Genomic DNA, 19,170 nt, shown 5'->3' with positions numbered 1-19,170 from the left:
CCTTAGGATTATTTGCTGTCTTTACCGACATGCAGAATGGCGAGGAACGCTTCCTGAGGCAGTTCGACGTTACCGATCTGCTTCATTCGCTTCTTACCTTCTTTCTGTTTCTGTAGCAGCTTTTTCTTACGGCTGATATCACCGCCGTAACACTTGGCCAGAACGTTTTTACGCAACTGCTTCACGGTAGAACGCGCAATAATGTGCGTACCAATCGCCGCCTGAATCGCAATGTCGAACTGCTGACGAGGGATCAGCTCTTTCATCTTCTCCACCAGCTCACGGCCACGGCTCTGCGAATTACCACGGTGAGTGATCAGCGCCAGCGCATCGACACGTTCGTTGTTGATCAGCACGTCGACGCGCACCATATCGGACGCCTGGAAGCGCTTGAAGTTATAATCCAGCGACGCATAACCACGAGACGTTGATTTCAGGCGGTCGAAGAAATCGAGCACCACTTCCGCCATCGGGATTTCATAAGTCAGCGCCACCTGGTTACCGTGGTATACCATGTTGGTCTGGACGCCGCGCTTCTCGACACACAGCGTAATGACGTTGCCCAGGTATGCCTGAGGCAGCAGCATATGACACTCAGCAATCGGCTCGCGCAGTTCATAGATGTTATTCAGCGGCGGCAGCTTGGACGGGCTATCGACATAGATAATCTCTTTCGCCGTAGTTTCCACTTCGTACACAACGGTCGGCGCGGTGGTGATCAGATCCAGATCGTATTCACGTTCCAGACGCTCCTGAATGATCTCCATGTGCAGCAGACCCAGGAAGCCACAGCGGAAGCCGAAGCCCAGCGCGGTTGAACTTTCCGGCTCGTAGAACAGAGAGGCGTCGTTCAGGCTCAGCTTGCCGAGCGCATCCCTGAAGTTCTCATAGTCATCAGAACTCACCGGGAACAGACCGGCGTATACCTGCGGCTTCACTTTTTTGAAGCCCGGCAGCGCTTTCTCTGCCGGGTTACGCGCCAGCGTTAATGTATCGCCAACCGGGGCGCCATGAATGTCTTTAATTGCGCAAACCAGCCAGCCTACCTCGCCGCACTTCAGTTCAGTACGGTCAATCTGCTTCGGCGTGAAGATCCCCAGACGGTCAGCGTTATAAACCTGCCCGGTGCTCATCACTTTGACTTTGTCGCCTTTACGCATGGTGCCGTTTTTAATACGCACCAGCGACACTACGCCGAGGTAGTTATCGAACCAGGAGTCGATAATCAGCGCTTGCAGCGGGCCTTCTGGATCGCCTTCCGGCGGCGGGATATCGCGCACCAGGCGTTCCAGCACATCCTGTACGCCTACGCCGGTTTTTGCCGAGCAGCGAACGGCATCGGTCGCATCAATGCCAACAATGTCTTCGATCTCTTCAGCCACACGCTCAGGATCGGCGGCTGGCAGGTCAATCTTGTTCAGAACCGGCACCACTTCGAGATCCATTTCCATCGCGGTATAGCAGTTCGCCAGCGTTTGCGCTTCGACGCCCTGCCCGGCGTCAACCACCAGCAGTGCGCCTTCACACGCCGCCAGTGAGCGGGAAACTTCATATGAGAAGTCAACGTGGCCTGGGGTGTCGATAAAGTTCAGTTGATAGGTTTCACCATCAGCCGCTTTGTAATCCAGCGTCACGCTTTGCGCTTTGATAGTAATACCGCGCTCACGCTCAAGATCCATTGAGTCGAGAACCTGCGCTTCCATTTCACGGTCAGACAGGCCACCGCAGATCTGGATAATGCGGTCAGACAGCGTCGATTTACCGTGGTCAATATGAGCAATGATCGAAAAGTTACGTATGTTCTTCATATAGAGTAATTATTGTGCCTTACGCCTGCCTGAGCAGGCTCTTAGAAGTCGCTGTTCTGAGCTTAACGTCTGTTTAACTGAAACGCCGCATTCTACACTACAACACTGAGGCGAGGAAATGTTCATACAGCAAGGATAGCGGGAACCGGAAACGGCATCGCTTTTCTGATGTAAAACGTCGTAAGGGAAGCATGATGCCCGATGGCGCGAGCTTATCGGGCCTGGAGAGTCTGCTTATCGTTCCCTGGCCGGATCAGGCGAAGCCGCCATCCGGCAAAAATATCACGAGTTCGTTTCGGAAGATGGTGTTTCAACGCGAACCAGACCAGGAGGAAGAGCAACGTTAAGAATGACCGGCTGCCAGGCCTCGCGTTCAGCCAGTTTACGCGAGTAGCCGCGCGCAATCAGAAAACCCCCGACGCCGCCCAGCACCGCGCCGCTCAACGCGGCAATATCAGAACCAAACAGTACCTGGAACAACGCCGCGAAGATAAACAGCCCAACCAGCGGCGACAGGTAAACCAGCATTGCTGACCCCAGCAGGCTGCCTTCGGCAATGCCCAGTTCCACTTTTTGACCAGGCGCCAGCGGTTCGGCACTTGGCACCACAATAGTATGTGTGGTTTGCGGCCCGAGTTTATTCAGCACGCGACTGCCACATCCGGCCCGTGAGGCGCAACTGCTGCACGATGCTTTGACGTCGCAGCTCACCAGTGCCTGGCCATTTTGCCAGGAGACAACGGTCGCCCACTCTTTAATCATTGTGCCGCCCCGAACTTAATATTGTCCGCAATGCGTTTCGCGGTTTGCGGCGGAAGTTCGCCGACAATCGTAATTTCAGCGTTTTCACGTACGCTGGTGCTGACCGTTCTGCGCCCAGTTCGCAGCATCTGATCGGTGCTGTTCTGCGTCGCGCGATTCACGTTCACAGAGAAACTGAACAGGCCGTCAGAATAGAGGCGTGACTCGATAGGCAGATTATCCATTGTAGGCAGCGGGCGTCGGCTGCTGGAGACTTCGCTAAACCCTTGCGGCAACCACGTCGGGCTCCAGTTGAACTTCGCCTTTTCCCCCACAGGAACAGAAAGCAATGGCGGCAAATTCGCTTTTGCCAGCATCTGCATGCTATTACCGACGTCCTGATTCACGGCGAAGGAAATCACGCGGAACTGCTCCAGCGTTTCACCATCCCGGTCAAGGAGATCCACCCGCATCGGCAGCTTTGTTTCGGTATCCAGCCATACGATATAGCTGTAACGGGTGCCGTCGCGCGCGACAACACGAATGACTTCACACAGCCTGTCGGCAATGCGGGTGCGGCCTACGGAAATAAAGTCATACCAGGGAGAAAGACGTTTAAAGTCGGCATAGATAAGGGACGGCAGAGAATCGACAATATAGTCGCCGTTCAGGGTGAACGGTTCGAGCCCGGGTTCGAAGTAGCTGATTTCGTTACCACGCTGCACCACTTCCCGGCGCGGGCCATCCATTTGCAACAGTTGTGCAAGAGGACGATTGTCCAGGCGTGCATGTCGATAACGCAGAGACTCAACGCCTTGTTTATTGATGCTGACGAATGACAGCTCGTAATTCAGTGACTGGCTGGCCAGATTCATCTGCTGCAATAACGCCCCGGACGCAGTATTGGCCGAGGCGTTAACAGAGAAGAACAGGCTACCCGCCACAAGTGACATGGCAAACCAAAGTTGCTTCATTACTGCGATTGCGTTCCTAAAGTTTGAATTCCTGGCACCTGTACAGCGGCTTGCTGTGTTTGCGCCTGCTCAAACTGAAGCTGTTCGGAGTGCAGTCGGCGTTGCAGTTCGTAATCCTGCAACATGGCATTAATGCGACGACGCTGCTCCTGCACCTGCTGTTGCTGACCGCCGTTAGCCGTCGCGTCAGAAGGTACTCCCAGGCTCACCGGACTGGCTTTGCCCATCATCGGTAATGTATTGAATACCGGCGTTTCGGGCTGCTGGGACGTTTCAGATTGTCCATTATAGTGCTGGACGCCAACAATAACTGCAAGTGATACGCATGCAGCCACACCCATTTGAGTGAGCTGCGCCGCCCACGGACGCATTTTCTGCCAGAATGGCATTTTCTGCCACTGGTGCGGTGCGGGCTGGGCCTCAGGAATCAGCGGCGCCGTCTGGCGTACCGGCTCATTTTCGATGGCGGCCATTACGCGGGCGGAAATATCGAAATGGAGAACGTCAGCGGTATCACCCCGCATGGAATCGCGGATCAGGTGATAACTCTCCCATGTTTTTTGCATTTCCGGGTCGTGAGCCAGTTCTTTCAGCAGCTCACTGTCCAGCGTTTCGCCATCCATTAAAGCGGAAAGTTTTTCTTTCTGCATGCCTAATACCTTTTCCAGTATCCCGCTATCGTCAACGCCTGATAAGCGGTTGAACTTTATTATCAATAGCTTCCCGCGCACGGAAGATACGTGAACGCACCGTACCCACCGGACAATCCATGATAGCGGCTATCTCTTCATAGCTCAGGCCATCCAGCTCCCGCAAGGTTATTGCCATGCGTAAATCCTCGGGGAGGGACTCAATAGTTCGGAAAACTATCTGTCTCAGCTCTTCTGACAACATTAAGTTCTCAGGGTTCGAAATTTCTTTCAATGCGCCGCCACTTTCGAAGTTTTCTGCGTCAATCGCATCAACATCGCTGGAAGGCGGCCTGCGTCCCTGAGCAACCAGGTAATTCTTCGCCGTATTGACGGCAATACGGTACAACCAGGTATAAAAAGCGCTATCCCCCCGGAAAGAATCCAGCGCGCGATAGGCCTTAATAAATGACTCTTGCACCACATCGGGAACATCGCCCGACGGTACATAGCGGGAAACCAGGCTCGCCACTTTATGCTGGTAGCGCACTACCAGTAAGTTAAAGGCTTTCTGATCTCCCTTCTGGACCCGTTCAACCAGGACCTGGTCCGTTAACTGCTCGCTCATCCGAGGTAAAGTCTCCCCAAACCAAATTTCCACGCGCTCTCGAAACGCCACTCCATAAACTGCACTATGAGCAAGCAACAGCTTAGAGTGTCTCTTTTTCGTAAAGTTCCGTTACGCATCTGTTTTTGTTTGTCATGTTGTAGACAGATCATTATCTCTCATTATAAGTCTACAGAGTCTGAACAACGCACTATCTGTATAGAAATGCCCTTTTAGCCGCTTGAAGAGTAACCCAACAGCCACTTTATTTCATCACATAATCTGGCGCTAACGGCCTGCTTCGCAAAATATTTTCTTTGTTTTACTTCCCCTTGAATTTTCCTTTAATGTTTAGCCATTGCAACACATTCAAAAATAAAACGTGCTGTATCGCGCAGTATGGTGCTATGCTGCCCAAACACTGTTTAGTAAATTAAACAAACGCTATGACTACGACTCCTGAACTTTCCTGTGACGTGCTGATTATTGGCAGCGGTGCTGCCGGACTCTCTCTGGCGCTGCGCCTGGCTGAAAAACATCAGGTGATAGTCCTGAGTAAAGGCCCGGTGAGCGAAGGCTCAACGTTTTATGCTCAGGGCGGTATTGCCGCCGTTTTCGACGAGACGGACAGTATCGATTCGCATGTTGAAGATACGCTGATCGCCGGGGCCGGTATTTGCGATCGCCACGCGGTGGAGTTTGTTGCCAGCAATGCCCGCTCTTGCGTACAGTGGCTTATCGATCAGGGTGTATTATTTGACACCCAAGTGCAACCGAACGGGGAAGAGAGCTACCATCTGACCCGTGAAGGCGGCCATAGTCATCGCCGTATCCTGCATGCGGCTGACGCCACTGGTAAAGAAGTGGAAACCACCCTGGTCAGCAAGGCACAGAACCATCCGAATATTCGCGTACTGGAGCGGAGTAACGCCGTCGATCTGATCATCTCCGATAAAATCGGCCTGCCAGGAACACGCCGCGTCGTCGGCGCCTGGATCTGGAATCGGAATAAAGAGTCGGTCGAAACATGCCACGCGAAGTCAGTCGTTCTGGCGACAGGCGGGGCATCGAAAGTGTATCAGTACACCACCAACCCGGATATCTCTTCCGGCGACGGTATCGCGATGGCCTGGCGCGCCGGGTGCCGCGTCGCGAATCTTGAATTTAATCAGTTCCACCCTACCGCGCTGTATCATCCTCAGGCACGAAACTTTCTGCTGACGGAAGCGCTGCGTGGCGAAGGGGCGCATCTCAAACGCCCGGACGGCACGCGCTTTATGCCTGATGTTGATGAGCGTGGCGAACTGGCTCCGCGCGATATCGTCGCTCGCGCCATTGACCACGAAATGAAGCGTCTCGGCGCAGACTGCATGTTCCTCGACATCAGCCATAAACCGGAAGCATTTGTGCGTCAGCACTTCCCAATGATTTATGAAAAATTGCTGGGGTTGGGAATCGATCTGACTAAAGAGCCGGTTCCGGTCGTACCTGCCGCCCACTACACCTGCGGCGGCGTGATGGTCGACGATTTTGGCCGAACCGATGTGGACGGTCTGTATGCCATTGGCGAAGTAAGCTATACCGGCCTGCACGGCGCGAATCGCATGGCGTCCAATTCCCTGTTGGAGTGTCTGGTGTATGGCTGGTCAGCGGCAGAGGATATCGACAGACGTATGCCGTATGCCCGTAGCGTTAGCACGCTTCCGGCCTGGGATGAAAGTCGCGTTGAAAACCCGGATGAGCTGGTCGTGATCCAGCATAACTGGCATGAGCTACGTCTGTTTATGTGGGACTATGTCGGCATTGTGCGCACCACCAAACGTCTGGAGCGCGCCCTGCGACGCATTACGATGCTGCAACAGGAAATCGACGAATATTACGCTAACTTCCGCGTATCGAATAATCTGCTGGAGCTGCGCAACCTGGTGCAGGTCGCGGAACTGATTGTGCGCTGCGCGATGATGCGTAAAGAGAGCCGTGGCCTGCACTACACGCTGGATTACCCCGCATTGCTGCCGGAATCCGGCCCGTCGGTGCTTTCGCCGCTCAACGCTTACATGAACAAATAAAACGCCTGGGTCAGCGCCGTGTACCCTTCAGAGTAAAGCTGGTCTGGCCCACGAATCACCAGGCGATCGCTAAAGCATTCCCCCGTTCGCGGGGAAAATGCCAACAGTACCCGATGAGGCAATCGCGACTCCGTTTCGGCTACGTCGGTACGTAAACGCAAATGCCAGCCCATGCTTAACGCCTGCTGCGTGAAGATGTTGCCAGTCTGTTCCGGCAGCACCACGCAGAAGAATCCCTCTTCCGTAATACATTCAGCCGCGGTGGTAAGTAACGCTTCGTGATTGAGCGTGGTGGTATAACGCGCCTGCTCTCGCTGCGGTGTTGCGCATTCCACCCCTTGTTCATAATAAGGCGGGTTGCTGATGATAAGATCAAAGCGCGCGGTCTGGCGCGGCACCCACTGCCGGACATCTTCCGTATGCACCGTTATCCGCTGCGGCCACGGTGAGTGGGCGATATTCTCCTGCGCCTGCGTCGCCGCTTCGCTGTCCAGTTCAACGGCATCAATGGTGACGCTTTCGTCGGTACGCTGCGCCAACATCAGCGCCAGCAGACCGCTGCCGGTACCAATATCGAGGATCCGCGTTACGCCTGCGACTGGTGCCCATGCTCCCAATAAAATACCATCAGTACCGACTTTCATCGCGCAGCGATCGTGCGCCACGAAAAACTGCTTAAAGGTAAATCCATTACGACGAAGTGTGGATGTAGACTGGGACATGAAAGAACAACCTTCCTGGAAAAACGGCAATAGCGTAGGGTGAAAACAATACCTGAGAAGCGATATCCATACAAACAGATGAAGATTGCAGCCGTAACGTCTATAATCAGCGCCCCACACAGAGGTAGAACATGACTGTAACGACTTTTTCCGAACTTGAACTCGATGAAAGCCTGCTGGATGCCCTCCAGGATAAAGGCTTTACTCGCCCGACCGCCATTCAGGCTGCCGCCATTCCGCCTGCGCTCGATGGGCGTGATGTACTCGGTTCTGCGCCGACAGGCACCGGTAAAACGGCGGCATACCTGCTGCCAGCGTTGCAGCACCTGCTCGACTTCCCGCGTAAAAAATCCGGTCCGCCGCGTATTCTGATCCTTACGCCGACCCGCGAACTGGCGATGCAGGTTGCCGATCACGCCCGTGAACTGGCGAAACACACCCATCTGGATATTGCGACAATCACCGGCGGCGTGGCTTATATGAACCATGCCGAGGTGTTCAGCGAGAACCAGGATATTGTGGTCGCCACCACGGGTCGCCTGCTGCAATATATTAAAGAAGAAAACTTTGACTGCCGCGCGGTTGAAACGCTGATTCTTGATGAAGCCGACCGTATGCTGGACATGGGCTTCGCCCAGGATATCGAGCATATCGCAGGTGAAACCCGCTGGCGCAAACAGACCATGCTGTTCTCCGCTACGCTGGAAGGCGGCGCGATTAACGATTTTGCTGAACGTCTGCTGGAAGATCCGGTTGAGGTCTCAGCGACCCCGTCTACCCGCGAACGCAAAAAGATTCATCAATGGTACTACCGTGCTGATGATATTCAGCACAAAACCGCTTTGCTGGTACACCTGTTAAAACAACCTGAAGCCACCCGTTCTATCGTCTTCGTGCGTAAACGTGAGCGTGTACATGAGCTGGCAGGCTGGCTGCGCGAAGCAGGCATCAATAACTGCTATCTCGAAGGCGAGATGGTACAGGGTAAGCGTAACGAAGCGATCAAACGCCTGACCGATGGCCGCGTGAACGTGCTGATCGCGACCGACGTCGCCGCTCGCGGGATTGATATCCCTGATGTAAGCCATGTTTTTAACTTCGATATGCCACGCAGCAGCGATACCTATCTGCACCGTATCGGCCGTACCGGACGTGCAGGGCGTAAAGGAACGGCGATTTCCCTGGTAGAAGCGCATGACCATCTGCTGCTGGGAAAAGTGGGTCGCTATATTGAAGAGACGCTAAAAGCGCGCGTCATTGATGAATTGCGTCCAACCACTCGTGCGCCGAGCGAAAAACTGACCGGCAAGCCGTCCAAGAAAGTGCTGGCTAAACGTGCTGAGAAGAAAAAACAAGAAAAAGAGAAGCCGCGCGTGAAGAAACGTCACCGTGATACCAAAAACATTGGTAAACGCCGCAAGCCTGCTGGTACGGGTACGGACGCGCAGAAGCAGTCCAACGAAGAGTAAAAAAAACGCCGGGGCTAACCCGGCGTTTTTATGTTATCAGTCAGCCTTACAGGCTTTCAGTAAAGGTACGAGCGATAACGTCGCGCTGCTGTTCCGGCGTCAGGGAGTTAAAACGCACGGCATAGCCAGAAACACGGATGGTCAGCTGCGGATATTTTTCCGGGTGCTTAACGGCATCTTCCAGCGTTTCGCGACGCAGAACGTTAACGTTCAGGTGCTGACCGCCTTCAACGCGAACTTCCGGTTTTACTTCCATCGGAATTTCACGGTATTCGATTTCACCCAGTTTGTTCACTGCAACCACTTCATCTTCGGCAAAACCGGCTTTCGCCGCGATGCAACGAGCTTCGCCTTTTTCGCTGTCCAGCAACCAGAAAGAATTCAGCAGGTCGTCGTTAGCGGCTTTAGTAATCTGGATACCTGTAATCATGTGATGCCTCCCCGGCAAAAGTGTTTGATTATGATCGGCCTGTTCCCGGCCAATTGGTAAAACCATTGTTGCTTGAGTGTATATATACCCCTCACACACCCTTGATTCTTTGATTTAAATCAATAAAAACCACACCACAAAGAGGGTGTTACATGGAATTTATTGTTTTACATCAACTTACGCCATATCCACACATAAACTTTTTACATAAATTTTCAACTATCTTTAAGGGGTAGCCGGGTTTGTGACGCACGCGATTTTGCACCATAGAAAGAAGCAGTTAAGCTATGCAGATTGAAAAATTCGCAGGAGAGCGAGATGGCCACCGATTTAACCTGGCACGATGTGCTGGCAGATGAGAAGCAGCAGCCCTATTTTGTTAACACACTCCATACCGTTGCGGGCGAACGTCAGTCAGGAATGACAGTCTATCCTCCACAGAAGGATGTATTTAACGCGTTTCGCTTCACTGAACTCGGTGATGTCAAAGTGGTAATTCTGGGGCAAGACCCTTATCACGGCCCTGGGCAGGCGCATGGTCTGGCGTTTTCTGTTCGTCCGGGTATTGCCACACCGCCTTCTCTGCTGAACATGTATAAAGAACTGGAAACGTCCATACCGGGCTTTACCCGCCCGGCTCATGGGTATCTGGAGAGCTGGGCGCGTCAGGGGGTATTGTTATTAAATACCGTGCTGACCGTCCGCGCAGGCCAGGCGCATTCTCACGCCAGTCTGGGATGGGAAACCTTTACAGACAAAGTGATCAGCCTTGTTAACGAACATCGTGAAGGGGTCGTCTTTTTACTCTGGGGTTCGCACGCACAAAAGAAAGGGGCGATTATCGATCGCCAGCGCCATTACGTGTTGAGAGCGCCGCATCCGTCGCCGTTGTCGGCACATCGGGGATTCTTTGGCTGTAACCATTTTGTATTGGCGAATCAGTGGCTGGAGCAGCACGGCGAGAAGCCGATTGACTGGATGCCGGTATTACCGGCAGAGAGCGAATAAGTTTTTGCTTTGCGCCGGGTGGCGGCTTCGCCTTACCCGGCCTACGAATCATTACCGCAGGCCCGGATAAGCGCAGCGCCATCAGGCGTTTACGCCGAGTACCCGGCCTACGAATCATTGCCGTAGGCCTGATAAGCGCAGCGCCATCAGGCACTTACACCTGATTATGCTTTATTCTGACGCCACCATTCGCCCAGCAATACGCCGGTTGCGACAGAGACGTTGAGGTTTTCAACATTTCCGGTGCCATCAATTTTCACGCACAGATCGCCAGGTTCACGCGCGGCTTCCGGCAGGGACTCCAGCTCACGCCCTAACACCAGCACCATTTTCGCTGGCAGCGCCGTACTAAACAACGGCTTGCCCTGATCGCTGGATGTGGTGACGATCGTATAACCCGCCTGACGGAAATCATCCAGCACATCCACAATGCTGTCGCCCGTGATCGGCTGAACATGCTCCGCGCCGCCTTCCGCCGTACGGATCGCCGCACCGGATTCAAGAAGCGCCGCGTCCTGTACCACCACACCTTTTACGCCAAAGTGCGCACAGCTACGCATCATGCCGCCAAGGTTGTGCGGGTTAGCCACATCTTCCAGCGCCAGTACGCAATCCTGCGCGTCCGCCTGGCTTACCCACTGCTTAACGGTCGTACCGTTACGCTTTTTAATCAGGAAACAAACGCCGCCGTGGTGCTCAGTTCCAGAGGCTTTCGCCAGTTCAGCTTCATCCACAACGTGGTACGCTTTGCGGTTAGCCGCCATCCAGCGTAACGCTTCTTTAAAGCGAGGGGTCACGCTCTGAATGAACCATGCGCGAACAATCGCATCCGGGCGACTCTGGAACAGGGCCTGACAGGCATTTTCGCCGTAGACACGGGTCTCTTCCGCACGCTGGCGACGTAAAACTTCAGGGTCGATAAAACTTTTACCGCTGATTCCACCGTGATCGGCTTTCTCAGGCGTGTCATCGCCTGGCGCACGGGAAACGGTACGCCACGGTGAGTCTTCACGCTTACGATCGCGAATCTGACCGCTTCTTTCATCACGAGCATCGCGGGCGGGGCGACGGCCACCGTCAGTACGAGACTTTCCTGGACGACCTCCCCCTTTCCCGGTACGCGGGTTATGGGTGCGTTTATCAGAGTCATCATCACTGCGGACATACATCACTTTGACCTTGCCGCTTTTGTTCTTTAATTCATCGTTCATGCTTTTCTCCACCAGCGCTGCGCGAAGCGCGAAGATTACCCGATGTGCACCCGGTTAGCCATTATTTCATTTAAAAGCTAATGACTATTGTACTCATTGAATAAAACACATTGTTGTTTAAAACAGTCTCATCGATAATATGTAACATATTGGAAACATATCGGCGTGATTGCCGGAAAAGTCTACCCTACTCATCCAGAGGTTAGTTATGAATACCGTTTGTACCAGCTGCCAGGCAATCAACCGCATTCCCGATGATCGTATTCAGGATGCGGCAAAATGTGGACGCTGTGGTCACGACCTGTTCGATGGAGAGGTGATTAATGCGACCGGTGAAACGCTGGATAAGCTGCTGAAAGACGATCTCCCTGTGGTGGTCGATTTCTGGGCGCCGTGGTGCGGCCCATGCCGTAACTTTGCCCCGATTTTTGAAGATGTCGCGGAAGAGCGCAGCGGTAAGGTGCGTTTTGTGAAAGTTAACACAGAAGCGGAACGTGAACTCAGCGCCCGTTTCGGTATCCGCAGCATCCCGACCATCATGATCTTTAAGAACGGAGAAGTCATCGACATGTTAAATGGCGCAGTTCCTAAAGCGCCATTCGACAGCTGGCTGAACGAATCGCTGTAATCTCCACGGGGCGCATCTTGTGCCCCGTTTTCACCTCTGCGACAATAGCGTTTTTCACTGTATTCTTCCATGACTGATAACGCTGTTCTCCAGTTACGCGCCGAACGCCTCGCACGCGCCACGCGTCCTTTTCTTGCCAGAGGAAACCGCATTCGTCGCTGTCAGCGCTGTCTGCTCCCGTTGAAACTCTGCCTGTGCGATACCCTCTCACCTTCTCAGGCGACAAGCCGTTTTTGTCTGGTGATGTTTGATACCGAGCCAATGAAACCCAGCAATACGGGGCGTCTGATTGCCGATATTCTGCCGGAAACAACGGCCTTTCAATGGTCACGTACCGAACCTCCGCAGGCGCTGCTCGATCTGGTTAACAACCCGAATTATCAGCCGATGGTCGTATTCCCCGCCTCTTATGCCGGGGAAGAACGCGAGGTCATTTTCACGCCACCAGCCGGAAAACCGCCGCTGTTTATCATGCTCGACGGCACCTGGCCGGAAGCGCGCAAAATGTTCCGTAAAAGCCCTTATCTCGATAACCTGCCGGTTATTTCCGTTGATTTATCGCGTCTTTCCGCCTATCACCTGCGAGAAGTTCATGCCGAAGGGCAGTATTGCACTGCCGAAGTGGCAATAGCGCTGCTGGATCTGGCGGGCGACACGGCTGCGGCAACCCATTTAGGCGATCACTTCTCACGTTTTAAAACGCGCTATCTGGCAGGAAAAACGCAACATCAGGGAAGCGTCACAACAGAAACAGCAGAAAGCGTTTAAAATCATTCGGTCACTTCTGCGTAAGGGAGACCGGCATGAGTCAGAGAGGACTGGAAGCACTACTGCGACCAAAGTCGATAGCGGTGCTAGGGGCGTCGATGAAGCCCAATCGCGCAGGTTACCTGATGATGCGTAACCTGCTGGCAGGAGGCTTTAATGGCCCGGTATTACCTGTAACGCCCGCATGGAAAGCCGTCTTAGGCGTCCTGGCCTGGCCCGACGTCGCCAGTTTGCCTTTTACACCGGAGCTCGCCGTTCTGTGCACCAACGCCAGCCGTAATATCGCGTTGCTGGAGGCGCTGGGGGAAAAAGGCTGTAAAACCTGCATTATTTTGTCGGCGCCCGCAGCGCAGCACGCTGAACTTCTGGCATGTGCCCAACGCTATAAAATGCGGCTACTCGGCCCAAACAGCTTGGGTTTACTCGCCCCCTGGCAAGGGCTTAACGCCAGTTTCTCTCCGGTTCCGATCAAGCGTGGAAAACTCGCTTTTATTTCGCAATCCGCCGCCGTCTCCAATACGATTCTCGACTGGGCGCAACAGCGGGAGATGGGCTTTTCTTATTTTATCGCGCTTGGCGACAGTCTGGACATTGATGTTGATGAACTGCTGGATTATCTGGCGCGCGACAGCAAAACCAGCGCCATTTTGCTCTATCTCGAACATCTGAGCGACGCGCGACGCTTTGTCTCCGCCGCCCGTAGCGCGTCACGAAATAAACCCATTCTGGTGATTAAAAGCGGTCGCAGCCCGGCGGCGCAACGTTTGTTAAATACCAGTGTCGGCATGGACCCGGCATGGGATGCCGCCATCCAGCGTGCGGGGCTTTTACGCGTGCAGGATACTCACGAACTCTTCTCGGCGGTCGAAACGCTGAGTCATATGCGGCCATTACGTGGCGACAGGTTGATGATCATCAGCAATGGCGCTGCGCCCGCCGCGCTGGCGCTGGATGAGCTGTGGTCGCGCAACGGCAAGCTCGCCACCCTGAGCGAAGAGACCCGACTTAAGCTAAGCGAAGCGCTACCTGCTCACGTCGATATCGCCAACCCGCTGGATTTGCGTGATGATGCCAGCTGTGAACACTACGTCAAAACGCTGAATATCTTACTCGCCAGCCAGGATTTTGATGCGCTGATGGTGATCCACTCACCCAGCGCCGCCGCACCAGGCACCGAGAGCGCACACGCGCTCATTGAAGCGGTAAAACATCATCCCAGAGGGAAATTCGTCACCTTACTCACCAACTGGTGCGGCGAGTTTTCCTCTCAGGAAGCCCGCAAAATGTTCAGTGAAGCGGGATTACCTACCTATCGAACACCGGAAGGCACCATCACTGCCTTTATGCACATGGTGGAATACCGGCGTAACCAGAAGCAATTACGGGAAACCCCGGTGTTGCCAGACAACCTGACCTCAGACACGGCTCAAGCGCATAACCTGTTACAGCAGGCGATTGCAGAGGGCGCAACGTCGCTGGATACCCATGAAGTTCAGCCTATCTTGCAGGCGTATGGGTTACACACGCTTCCTACCTGGATTGCTGGCGACAGCGCGGAAGCTGTGCATATCGCCGAGCAAATTGGCTATCCGGTAGCATTAAAACTGCGTTCGCCGGATATTCCGCATAAATCGGAAGTTCAGGGGGTAATGCTCTATCTGCGCACGGCAACGGAAGTTCAGCAAGCCGCGAATGCCATTTTCGATCGTGTAAAAATGGCCTGGCCCCAGGCGCGCATTCACGGTCTGTTAGTCCAGAGTATGGCGAACCGTGCCGGCGCGCAGGAACTTCGCGTCGTCGTCGAACACGACCCGGTCTTTGGGCCGCTGATTATGCTTGGCGAAGGCGGCGTAGAGTGGCGACCCGAAGAACAGGCCGTCGTCGCGCTGCCGCCGTTAAACATGAATCTGGCGCGCTATTTGGTTATTCAGGGAATCAAAAGTAAAAAAATTCGTGGCCGGAGCGCGCTACGCCCGCTGGATATCACAGGGTTAAGCCAGTTGCTGGTACAGGTCTCGAACCTGATTGTCGATTGCCCGGAAATTCAGCGTCTGGATATCCATCCCCTGCTGGCTTCTGCTGGCGAGTTTACCGCGCTGGACGTCACGCTGGATATCACCCCTTATGATGGCGACAACGAGAGCCGACTCGCTATTCGCCCCTATCCGCAGCAGCTTGAAGAGTGGGTTGAGATGAAAAACGGCGAACATTGCCTGTTTCGCCCTATCCTGCCGGAAGATGAGCCTTATCTACAGCAGTTCATTTCTCAGGTGACAAAAGAGGATTTGTATTACCGTTATTTTAGCGAGATCAATGAATTTACTCATGAAGATTTAGCCAACATGACGCAGATCGACTACGATCGGGAAATGGCATTTGTTGCCGTGCGCCGTATTGATCAAACTGAAGAGATCCTCGGGGTAACGCGCGCGATCTCCGACCCGGATAACATTGATGCGGAATTTGCCGTGCTGGTTCGCTCAGATCTCAAAGGGTTAGGATTAGGCCGGCGATTAATGGAAAAATTGATTGCTTATACCCGAGATCACGGACTGAGACGTCTGAATGGCATTACGATGCCAAACAATCGCGGCATGGTGGCACTGGCCCGAAAGCTCGGGTTTGATGTTGATATCCAGCTCGAAGAGGGGATTGTTGGGCTGACGCTGAATCTGGCCCAATACGAGGAATCGTGAGTAAGGTACTGGAAATGTTGACCACTTTAACGGGTACTGGTGTTATCATTGCTCGCTTATGTCGTCTGCATAGCACAGAGGACCCTTCAATGAACAGAGAAGAAATGCACTGTGATGTTGTCAAAATTTAAGCGTAATAAACATCAACAACACCTTGCCCAACTACCTAAGATCTCTCAGCCAGTTGATGATGTAGATTTCTTTTATGCTCCCGCTAATTTCAGGGAGACTCTGCTGGAGAAGATAGCCAGCGCGACGCAGCGTATTTGCATTATTGCCCTGTATCTTGAACAGGATGACGGCGGCAAGGGCATACTCGACGCGCTCTATGAGGCTAAACAGCAGCGTCCTGAGCTGGATGTTCGGGTACTTGTCGACTGGCACCGCGCTCAGCGTGGACGTATTGGCGCAGCCGCGTCTAATACCAACGCTGACTGGTATTGCCGAATGGCGCAAGAAAACCCAGGCATCGATATTCCTGTCTACGGCGTGCCGATTAACACGCGTGAAGCGCTTGGCGTACTGCATTTTAAAGGCTTTATCATTGATGATAGCGTCCTTTACAGCGGCGCCAGCCTGAACGACGTCTATCTGCATCAGCATGATAAATATCGTTATGATCGTTACCAGTTGATTCGTAATGCAAAGATGGCCGACATCATGTATGAGTGGGTCACGCAGAATCTGCTTAACGGTCGCGGCGTAAATCGCCTGGACAGTGCCCAGCGTCCGAAAAGCCCGGAGATTAAAAACGACATTCGTTTGTATCGCCAGGAATTGCGCGATGCGTCATACCATTTCCAGGGCGATGCCGACAACGAGCAACTTTCCGTTACACCACTGGTTGGGCTGGGAAAATCGAGCCTGCTGAATAAGACCATTTTCCATCTTATGCCCTGCGCAGAGCATAAGCTCACAATTTGCACACCTTATTTCAACTTGCCTGCGCTGTTGGTTCGTAACATCATCCAACTGCTGCGCGAAGGGAAAAAGGTTGAGATTATCGTGGGTGATAAAACCGCCAACGACTTTTATATCCCTGAGGATGAGCCGTTTAAAATCATCGGCGCGCTTCCCTATCTCTACGAGATTAACCTGCGTCGCTTCCTCAGCCGCTTGCAGTATTACGTCAACACCGATCAGCTCGTAGTGCGTTTGTGGAAAGATGACGACAATACTTATCACCTGAAAGGAATGTGGGTTGATGATAAGTGGATGCTGCTCACCGGGAACAACCTTAACCCACGAGCATGGCGTCTGGATCTGGAAAACGCAATTCTGATTCACGATCCAAAACAGGAACTTGCTCCCCAGAGAGAGAAAGAGCTGGAGCTTATCCGCACTCACACCACGGTTGTTAAGCATTACCGCGATCTACAAAGCATCGCTGACTATCCGGTCAAAGTCCGTAAGCTCATCCGCAGACTCCGTCGTATTCGAATCGACAGATTAATCAGCCGTATTCTGTAAATCAAAAAGCCCCGTCCCTGCGACGGGGTTTTTCCTGTGAGGGTCACGGTGCGTTTCCTTATACTTTTTAGCATGTTGTTGCTCTCAGGCTGTAGCCATATGTCCAATGACAGCTGGAGCGGGCAGGATAAAGCACAACACTTCATTGCATCAGCCATGCTTTCCGCCGCCGGGAATGAGTATGCCCGGCATCAGGGAATGAGCCACGATCGCAGTGCAACCGTTGGGCTGCTGTTCTCCATTAGTCTCGGTGCGTCAAAAGAGATGTGGGACAGCCGCCCCGGAGGGAGCGGCTGGAGCTGGAAAGATTTCGCCTGGGATGTCGCAGGCGCAACCACGGGTTACGCCGTCTGGCAAATGGCGCGGAACTAGAGACGTAACCCTTTTCCCTTGCGGTGCAGCATCAGCGACACCAGAAATGCCACGATAGCCATAATGGTCACATACCAGAAGAATGATGTCTCCATACCAACGGACTTCAGAGACAGCGCAACATATTCCGCAGAGCCGCCGAACAGCGCATTCGCCACCGCATAGGAAAGCCCTACCCCCAATGCCCGCACCTGGGCAGGAAACATTTCCGCCTTCAGGATCCCACTGATTGAGGTGTAGAAACTCACGATCAACAGGGCGCACATCACCAACCCAAAGGCTGCGTAAGGTGAAGTGACATTCTGTAATGCTGACAGAATAGGTACGGTAAATAGCGCAGCCAGAGCGCCAAAGCAGAGCATTGATGTCCGTCGGCCGATTTTATCTGAAAGAGCGCCAAACAGGGGTTGAATTAGCATGTAGACAAACAGCGCCGCCGTCATGATTCCGCTGGCGACATTGGCATGCATACCAGCGGTATTCACCAGATACTTCTGCATATAGGTTGTGAAGGTATAGAAACACAGCGAGCCCGCAGCGGTAAATCCCAGTACCATGATAAACGCTTTACGGTTACGCCATAGTCCTTTGAGCGATCCAGCCTCTTTCAGCGCGCGGGTTTCTTGTTTTGAGGTTTCATCCAACTGTCGACGCAACCAAAGCGCGACAACGGCCAGTACGGCGCCCAATGCAAAAGGAATACGCCATCCCCATTCTCTGAGGGAAGATTCCTCCAGCGTTTGCTGCAAGATAACCACAACCAGCAGTGCCAGTAACTGACCGCCGATCAGAGTGACATACTGGAACGATGCGTAAAAACCTTTGCGGCCTTCAACAGCTACCTCACTCATATAGGTCGCACTGGTTCCGTATTCTCCTCCAACAGACAGCCCCTGAAACAGACGAGCCAACAGCAGAAGAGCCGGAGCCCAGGTGCCGATCGTGGCATACCCCGGCAGGCAGGCAATGACTAACGAGCCCATACACATCATGCAAACAGAGAGAAGCATTGATTTCTTACGACCATGCTTATCGGCAATCCGACCAAAAAGCCAGCCGCCAATGGGACGCATCAGGAAGCCTGCGGCGAAAACTCCGGCGGTCTGTAAAAGCTGAGTAGTGGTATTTCCCGAAGGAAAAAAGATGTGCGCAAAGTAGAGAGAGCAGAAGGAATAGACATAGAAATCAAACCACTCGACCAGATTCCCTGATGATGCCCCCACAATTGCCCATACACGACGACGGGTGTCACTGCTTGCCAGCGACCCGTTTACAGTTACACTGCTTTCAGTCATTAGAAATATACTCCCGCCAAAGATCCACCCGAGCTCGTCGGTGCTTTTCACTGTCTTTTTTAGTGAATGAAATGTTATATAATTGTTATTATTTATTTTGTGACAGAGATCGATATTTTAGTTAGCAGGAAAACGATTTAGGAGTATACGGAGGGAATAGTCATCCGGCTGCCCCGGGCGCATGAACGCAAAAAGGCCATCCCTCAGGATGGCCTCTTCACTTAATTAATGCCTGGCAGTTCCCTACTCTCGCATGGGGAGACCCCACACTAC

At 53.2% G+C, this 19,170-nt stretch carries 18 protein-coding genes; 8 read left to right on the top strand and 10 right to left on the bottom strand.

The annotated features are described in order from the left end of the window. Positions 1–8: 8 nt before the first annotated feature. The 6 genes from lepA to rseD all read right to left on the bottom strand — a co-directional run bounded on the left by lepA (position 9) and on the right by rseD (position 4,932). Complete coding sequence (gene lepA / locus OGX80_RS16280; RefSeq protein ID WP_047461945.1) at positions 9–1,808, bottom strand: translation elongation factor 4; 1,800 nt, start codon at positions 1,806–1,808, stop codon at positions 9–11. A gap of 282 nt (positions 1,809–2,090) precedes the next feature. Continuing rightward, positions 2,091–2,570 carry a SoxR-reducing system protein RseC gene (rseC, locus tag OGX80_RS16275; protein ID WP_047461942.1) on the bottom strand — a complete coding sequence of 160 codons (480 nt, stop codon included), beginning with the start codon at positions 2,568–2,570 and terminating at the stop codon, positions 2,091–2,093. Beyond that, positions 2,567–3,523 (bottom strand): sigma-E factor regulatory protein RseB, encoded by a 957-nt coding sequence (gene rseB / locus OGX80_RS16270; protein WP_012131210.1) that lies wholly within the window; start codon positions 3,521–3,523, stop codon positions 2,567–2,569. Before rseB ends, rseC begins: the two co-directional genes overlap by 4 nt. Further along, positions 3,523–4,173: an anti-sigma-E factor RseA gene (gene rseA, locus OGX80_RS16265; protein WP_047461936.1), complete on the bottom strand. Its 651-nt coding sequence runs from the start codon at positions 4,171–4,173 to the stop codon at positions 3,523–3,525. The genes rseB and rseA overlap by 1 nt, the downstream gene beginning before the upstream one ends. A gap of 31 nt (positions 4,174–4,204) precedes the next feature. After that, the gene (gene rpoE, locus OGX80_RS16260) at positions 4,205–4,780 is read right to left on the bottom strand and encodes an RNA polymerase sigma factor RpoE (RefSeq protein WP_006176728.1); all 576 of its coding nucleotides are present in this window, start codon (positions 4,778–4,780) and stop codon (positions 4,205–4,207) included. Beyond that, positions 4,777–4,932, bottom strand: a complete 156-nt coding sequence (gene rseD, locus OGX80_RS16255; RefSeq protein ID WP_123907454.1) for a rpoE leader peptide RseD — start codon at positions 4,930–4,932, stop codon at positions 4,777–4,779. Before rseD ends, rpoE begins: the two co-directional genes overlap by 4 nt. A gap of 273 nt (positions 4,933–5,205) precedes the next feature. Between rseD and nadB the strand changes: the two genes are divergently transcribed. Further along, on the top strand, positions 5,206–6,828 hold the full coding sequence (gene nadB / locus OGX80_RS16250) for an L-aspartate oxidase (RefSeq protein WP_012131208.1): 1,623 nt from the start codon (positions 5,206–5,208) through the stop codon (positions 6,826–6,828). Here nadB and trmN read toward each other — a convergent pair. Beyond that, entirely contained in the window at positions 6,813–7,550 is a 738-nt protein-coding gene (gene trmN / locus OGX80_RS16245; RefSeq protein ID WP_071258085.1) for a tRNA(1)(Val) (adenine(37)-N(6))-methyltransferase TrmN, read from the bottom strand. The genes nadB and trmN overlap by 16 nt on opposite strands. 131 nt (positions 7,551–7,681) lie before the next feature. On the opposite strand from trmN, the gene srmB reads away from it, so the two are divergent. Beyond that, positions 7,682–9,019: an ATP-dependent RNA helicase SrmB gene (srmB, locus tag OGX80_RS16240; protein ID WP_012131206.1), complete on the top strand. Its 1,338-nt coding sequence runs from the start codon at positions 7,682–7,684 to the stop codon at positions 9,017–9,019. A gap of 46 nt (positions 9,020–9,065) precedes the next feature. Here the strand turns inward: srmB and grcA are convergent, their stop codons facing one another. Continuing rightward, the gene (gene grcA, locus OGX80_RS16235) at positions 9,066–9,449 is read right to left on the bottom strand and encodes an autonomous glycyl radical cofactor GrcA (protein ID WP_012131205.1); all 384 of its coding nucleotides are present in this window, start codon (positions 9,447–9,449) and stop codon (positions 9,066–9,068) included. 318 nt (positions 9,450–9,767) lie between these two features. Here grcA and ung point away from each other — a divergent pair, with 318 nt between their 5' ends. Then, complete coding sequence (ung, locus tag OGX80_RS16230) at positions 9,768–10,457, top strand: uracil-DNA glycosylase (protein ID WP_047461918.1); 690 nt, start codon at positions 9,768–9,770, stop codon at positions 10,455–10,457. A gap of 164 nt (positions 10,458–10,621) precedes the next feature. Here ung and OGX80_RS16225 read toward each other — a convergent pair whose 3' ends face one another. After that, positions 10,622–11,668 (bottom strand): tRNA/rRNA methyltransferase, encoded by a 1,047-nt coding sequence (locus OGX80_RS16225; RefSeq protein WP_012131203.1) that lies wholly within the window; start codon positions 11,666–11,668, stop codon positions 10,622–10,624. Positions 11,669–11,876: 208 nt separating this feature from the next. On the opposite strand from OGX80_RS16225, the gene trxC reads away from it, so the two are divergent. The 5 genes from trxC (at position 11,877) to OGX80_RS16195 (ending at position 17,602) form a co-directional block, all read left to right on the top strand. Beyond that, on the top strand, positions 11,877–12,296 hold the full coding sequence (trxC, locus tag OGX80_RS16220; RefSeq protein ID WP_047461913.1) for a thioredoxin TrxC: 420 nt from the start codon (positions 11,877–11,879) through the stop codon (positions 12,294–12,296). Positions 12,297–12,365: 69 nt separating this feature from the next. Further along, positions 12,366–13,064 carry a tRNA-uridine aminocarboxypropyltransferase gene (gene tapT, locus OGX80_RS16215; protein ID WP_115181273.1) on the top strand — a complete coding sequence of 233 codons (699 nt, stop codon included), beginning with the start codon at positions 12,366–12,368 and terminating at the stop codon, positions 13,062–13,064. A 35-nt stretch (positions 13,065–13,099) separates the two neighbouring features. After that, entirely contained in the window at positions 13,100–15,760 is a 2,661-nt protein-coding gene (locus tag OGX80_RS16210; RefSeq protein ID WP_112001750.1) for a bifunctional acetate--CoA ligase family protein/GNAT family N-acetyltransferase, read from the top strand. A 114-nt stretch (positions 15,761–15,874) separates the two neighbouring features. Beyond that, the gene (gene pssA / locus OGX80_RS16200) at positions 15,875–17,230 is read left to right on the top strand and encodes a CDP-diacylglycerol--serine O-phosphatidyltransferase (RefSeq protein ID WP_112001748.1); all 1,356 of its coding nucleotides are present in this window, start codon (positions 15,875–15,877) and stop codon (positions 17,228–17,230) included. 48 nt (positions 17,231–17,278) lie between these two features. Further along, positions 17,279–17,602 (top strand): YfiM family lipoprotein, encoded by a 324-nt coding sequence (locus OGX80_RS16195; RefSeq protein ID WP_058669113.1) that lies wholly within the window; start codon positions 17,279–17,281, stop codon positions 17,600–17,602. Here OGX80_RS16195 and OGX80_RS16190 read toward each other — a convergent pair. After that, positions 17,599–18,897, bottom strand: a complete 1,299-nt coding sequence (locus OGX80_RS16190; protein WP_047461905.1) for an MFS transporter — start codon at positions 18,895–18,897, stop codon at positions 17,599–17,601. The two genes, OGX80_RS16195 and OGX80_RS16190, sit on opposite strands and share 4 nt — an antisense overlap. Between the last annotated feature and the right edge of the window lie 273 nt (positions 18,898–19,170).

Origin of the sequence: Citrobacter sp. CK194 (assembly GCF_030333395.1) — a bacterium.
GTDB lineage: Bacteria > Pseudomonadota > Gammaproteobacteria > Enterobacterales > Enterobacteriaceae > Citrobacter_B > Citrobacter_B koseri.
This window is presented reverse-complemented; position numbering and strand designations above follow the sequence as displayed.

Coding starts and splice junctions, on each gene's coding strand:
- rseC (WP_047461942.1), bottom strand. CDS start 2,570: ATGATTAAAGAGTGGGCGACCGTTGTCTCCTGGCAAAATGGCCAGGCA.
- OGX80_RS16210 (WP_112001750.1), top strand. CDS start 13,100: ATGAGTCAGAGAGGACTGGAAGCACTACTGCGACCAAAGTCGATAGCG.
- nadB (WP_012131208.1), top strand. CDS start 5,206: ATGACTACGACTCCTGAACTTTCCTGTGACGTGCTGATTATTGGCAGC.
- grcA (WP_012131205.1), bottom strand. CDS start 9,449: ATGATTACAGGTATCCAGATTACTAAAGCCGCTAACGACGACCTGCTG.
- rseD (WP_123907454.1), bottom strand. CDS start 4,932: ATGATCTGTCTACAACATGACAAACAAAAACAGATGCGTAACGGAACT.
- tapT (WP_115181273.1), top strand. CDS start 12,366: ATGACTGATAACGCTGTTCTCCAGTTACGCGCCGAACGCCTCGCACGC.
- rpoE (WP_006176728.1), bottom strand. CDS start 4,780: ATGAGCGAGCAGTTAACGGACCAGGTCCTGGTTGAACGGGTCCAGAAG.
- OGX80_RS16190 (WP_047461905.1), bottom strand. CDS start 18,897: ATGACTGAAAGCAGTGTAACTGTAAACGGGTCGCTGGCAAGCAGTGAC.
- rseB (WP_012131210.1), bottom strand. CDS start 3,523: ATGAAGCAACTTTGGTTTGCCATGTCACTTGTGGCGGGTAGCCTGTTC.
- lepA (WP_047461945.1), bottom strand. CDS start 1,808: ATGAAGAACATACGTAACTTTTCGATCATTGCTCATATTGACCACGGT.
- rseA (WP_047461936.1), bottom strand. CDS start 4,173: ATGCAGAAAGAAAAACTTTCCGCTTTAATGGATGGCGAAACGCTGGAC.
- trmN (WP_071258085.1), bottom strand. CDS start 7,550: ATGTCCCAGTCTACATCCACACTTCGTCGTAATGGATTTACCTTTAAG.
- srmB (WP_012131206.1), top strand. CDS start 7,682: ATGACTGTAACGACTTTTTCCGAACTTGAACTCGATGAAAGCCTGCTG.
- OGX80_RS16225 (WP_012131203.1), bottom strand. CDS start 11,668: ATGAACGATGAATTAAAGAACAAAAGCGGCAAGGTCAAAGTGATGTAT.
- ung (WP_047461918.1), top strand. CDS start 9,768: ATGGCCACCGATTTAACCTGGCACGATGTGCTGGCAGATGAGAAGCAG.
- trxC (WP_047461913.1), top strand. CDS start 11,877: ATGAATACCGTTTGTACCAGCTGCCAGGCAATCAACCGCATTCCCGAT.
- pssA (WP_112001748.1), top strand. CDS start 15,875: ATGTTGTCAAAATTTAAGCGTAATAAACATCAACAACACCTTGCCCAA.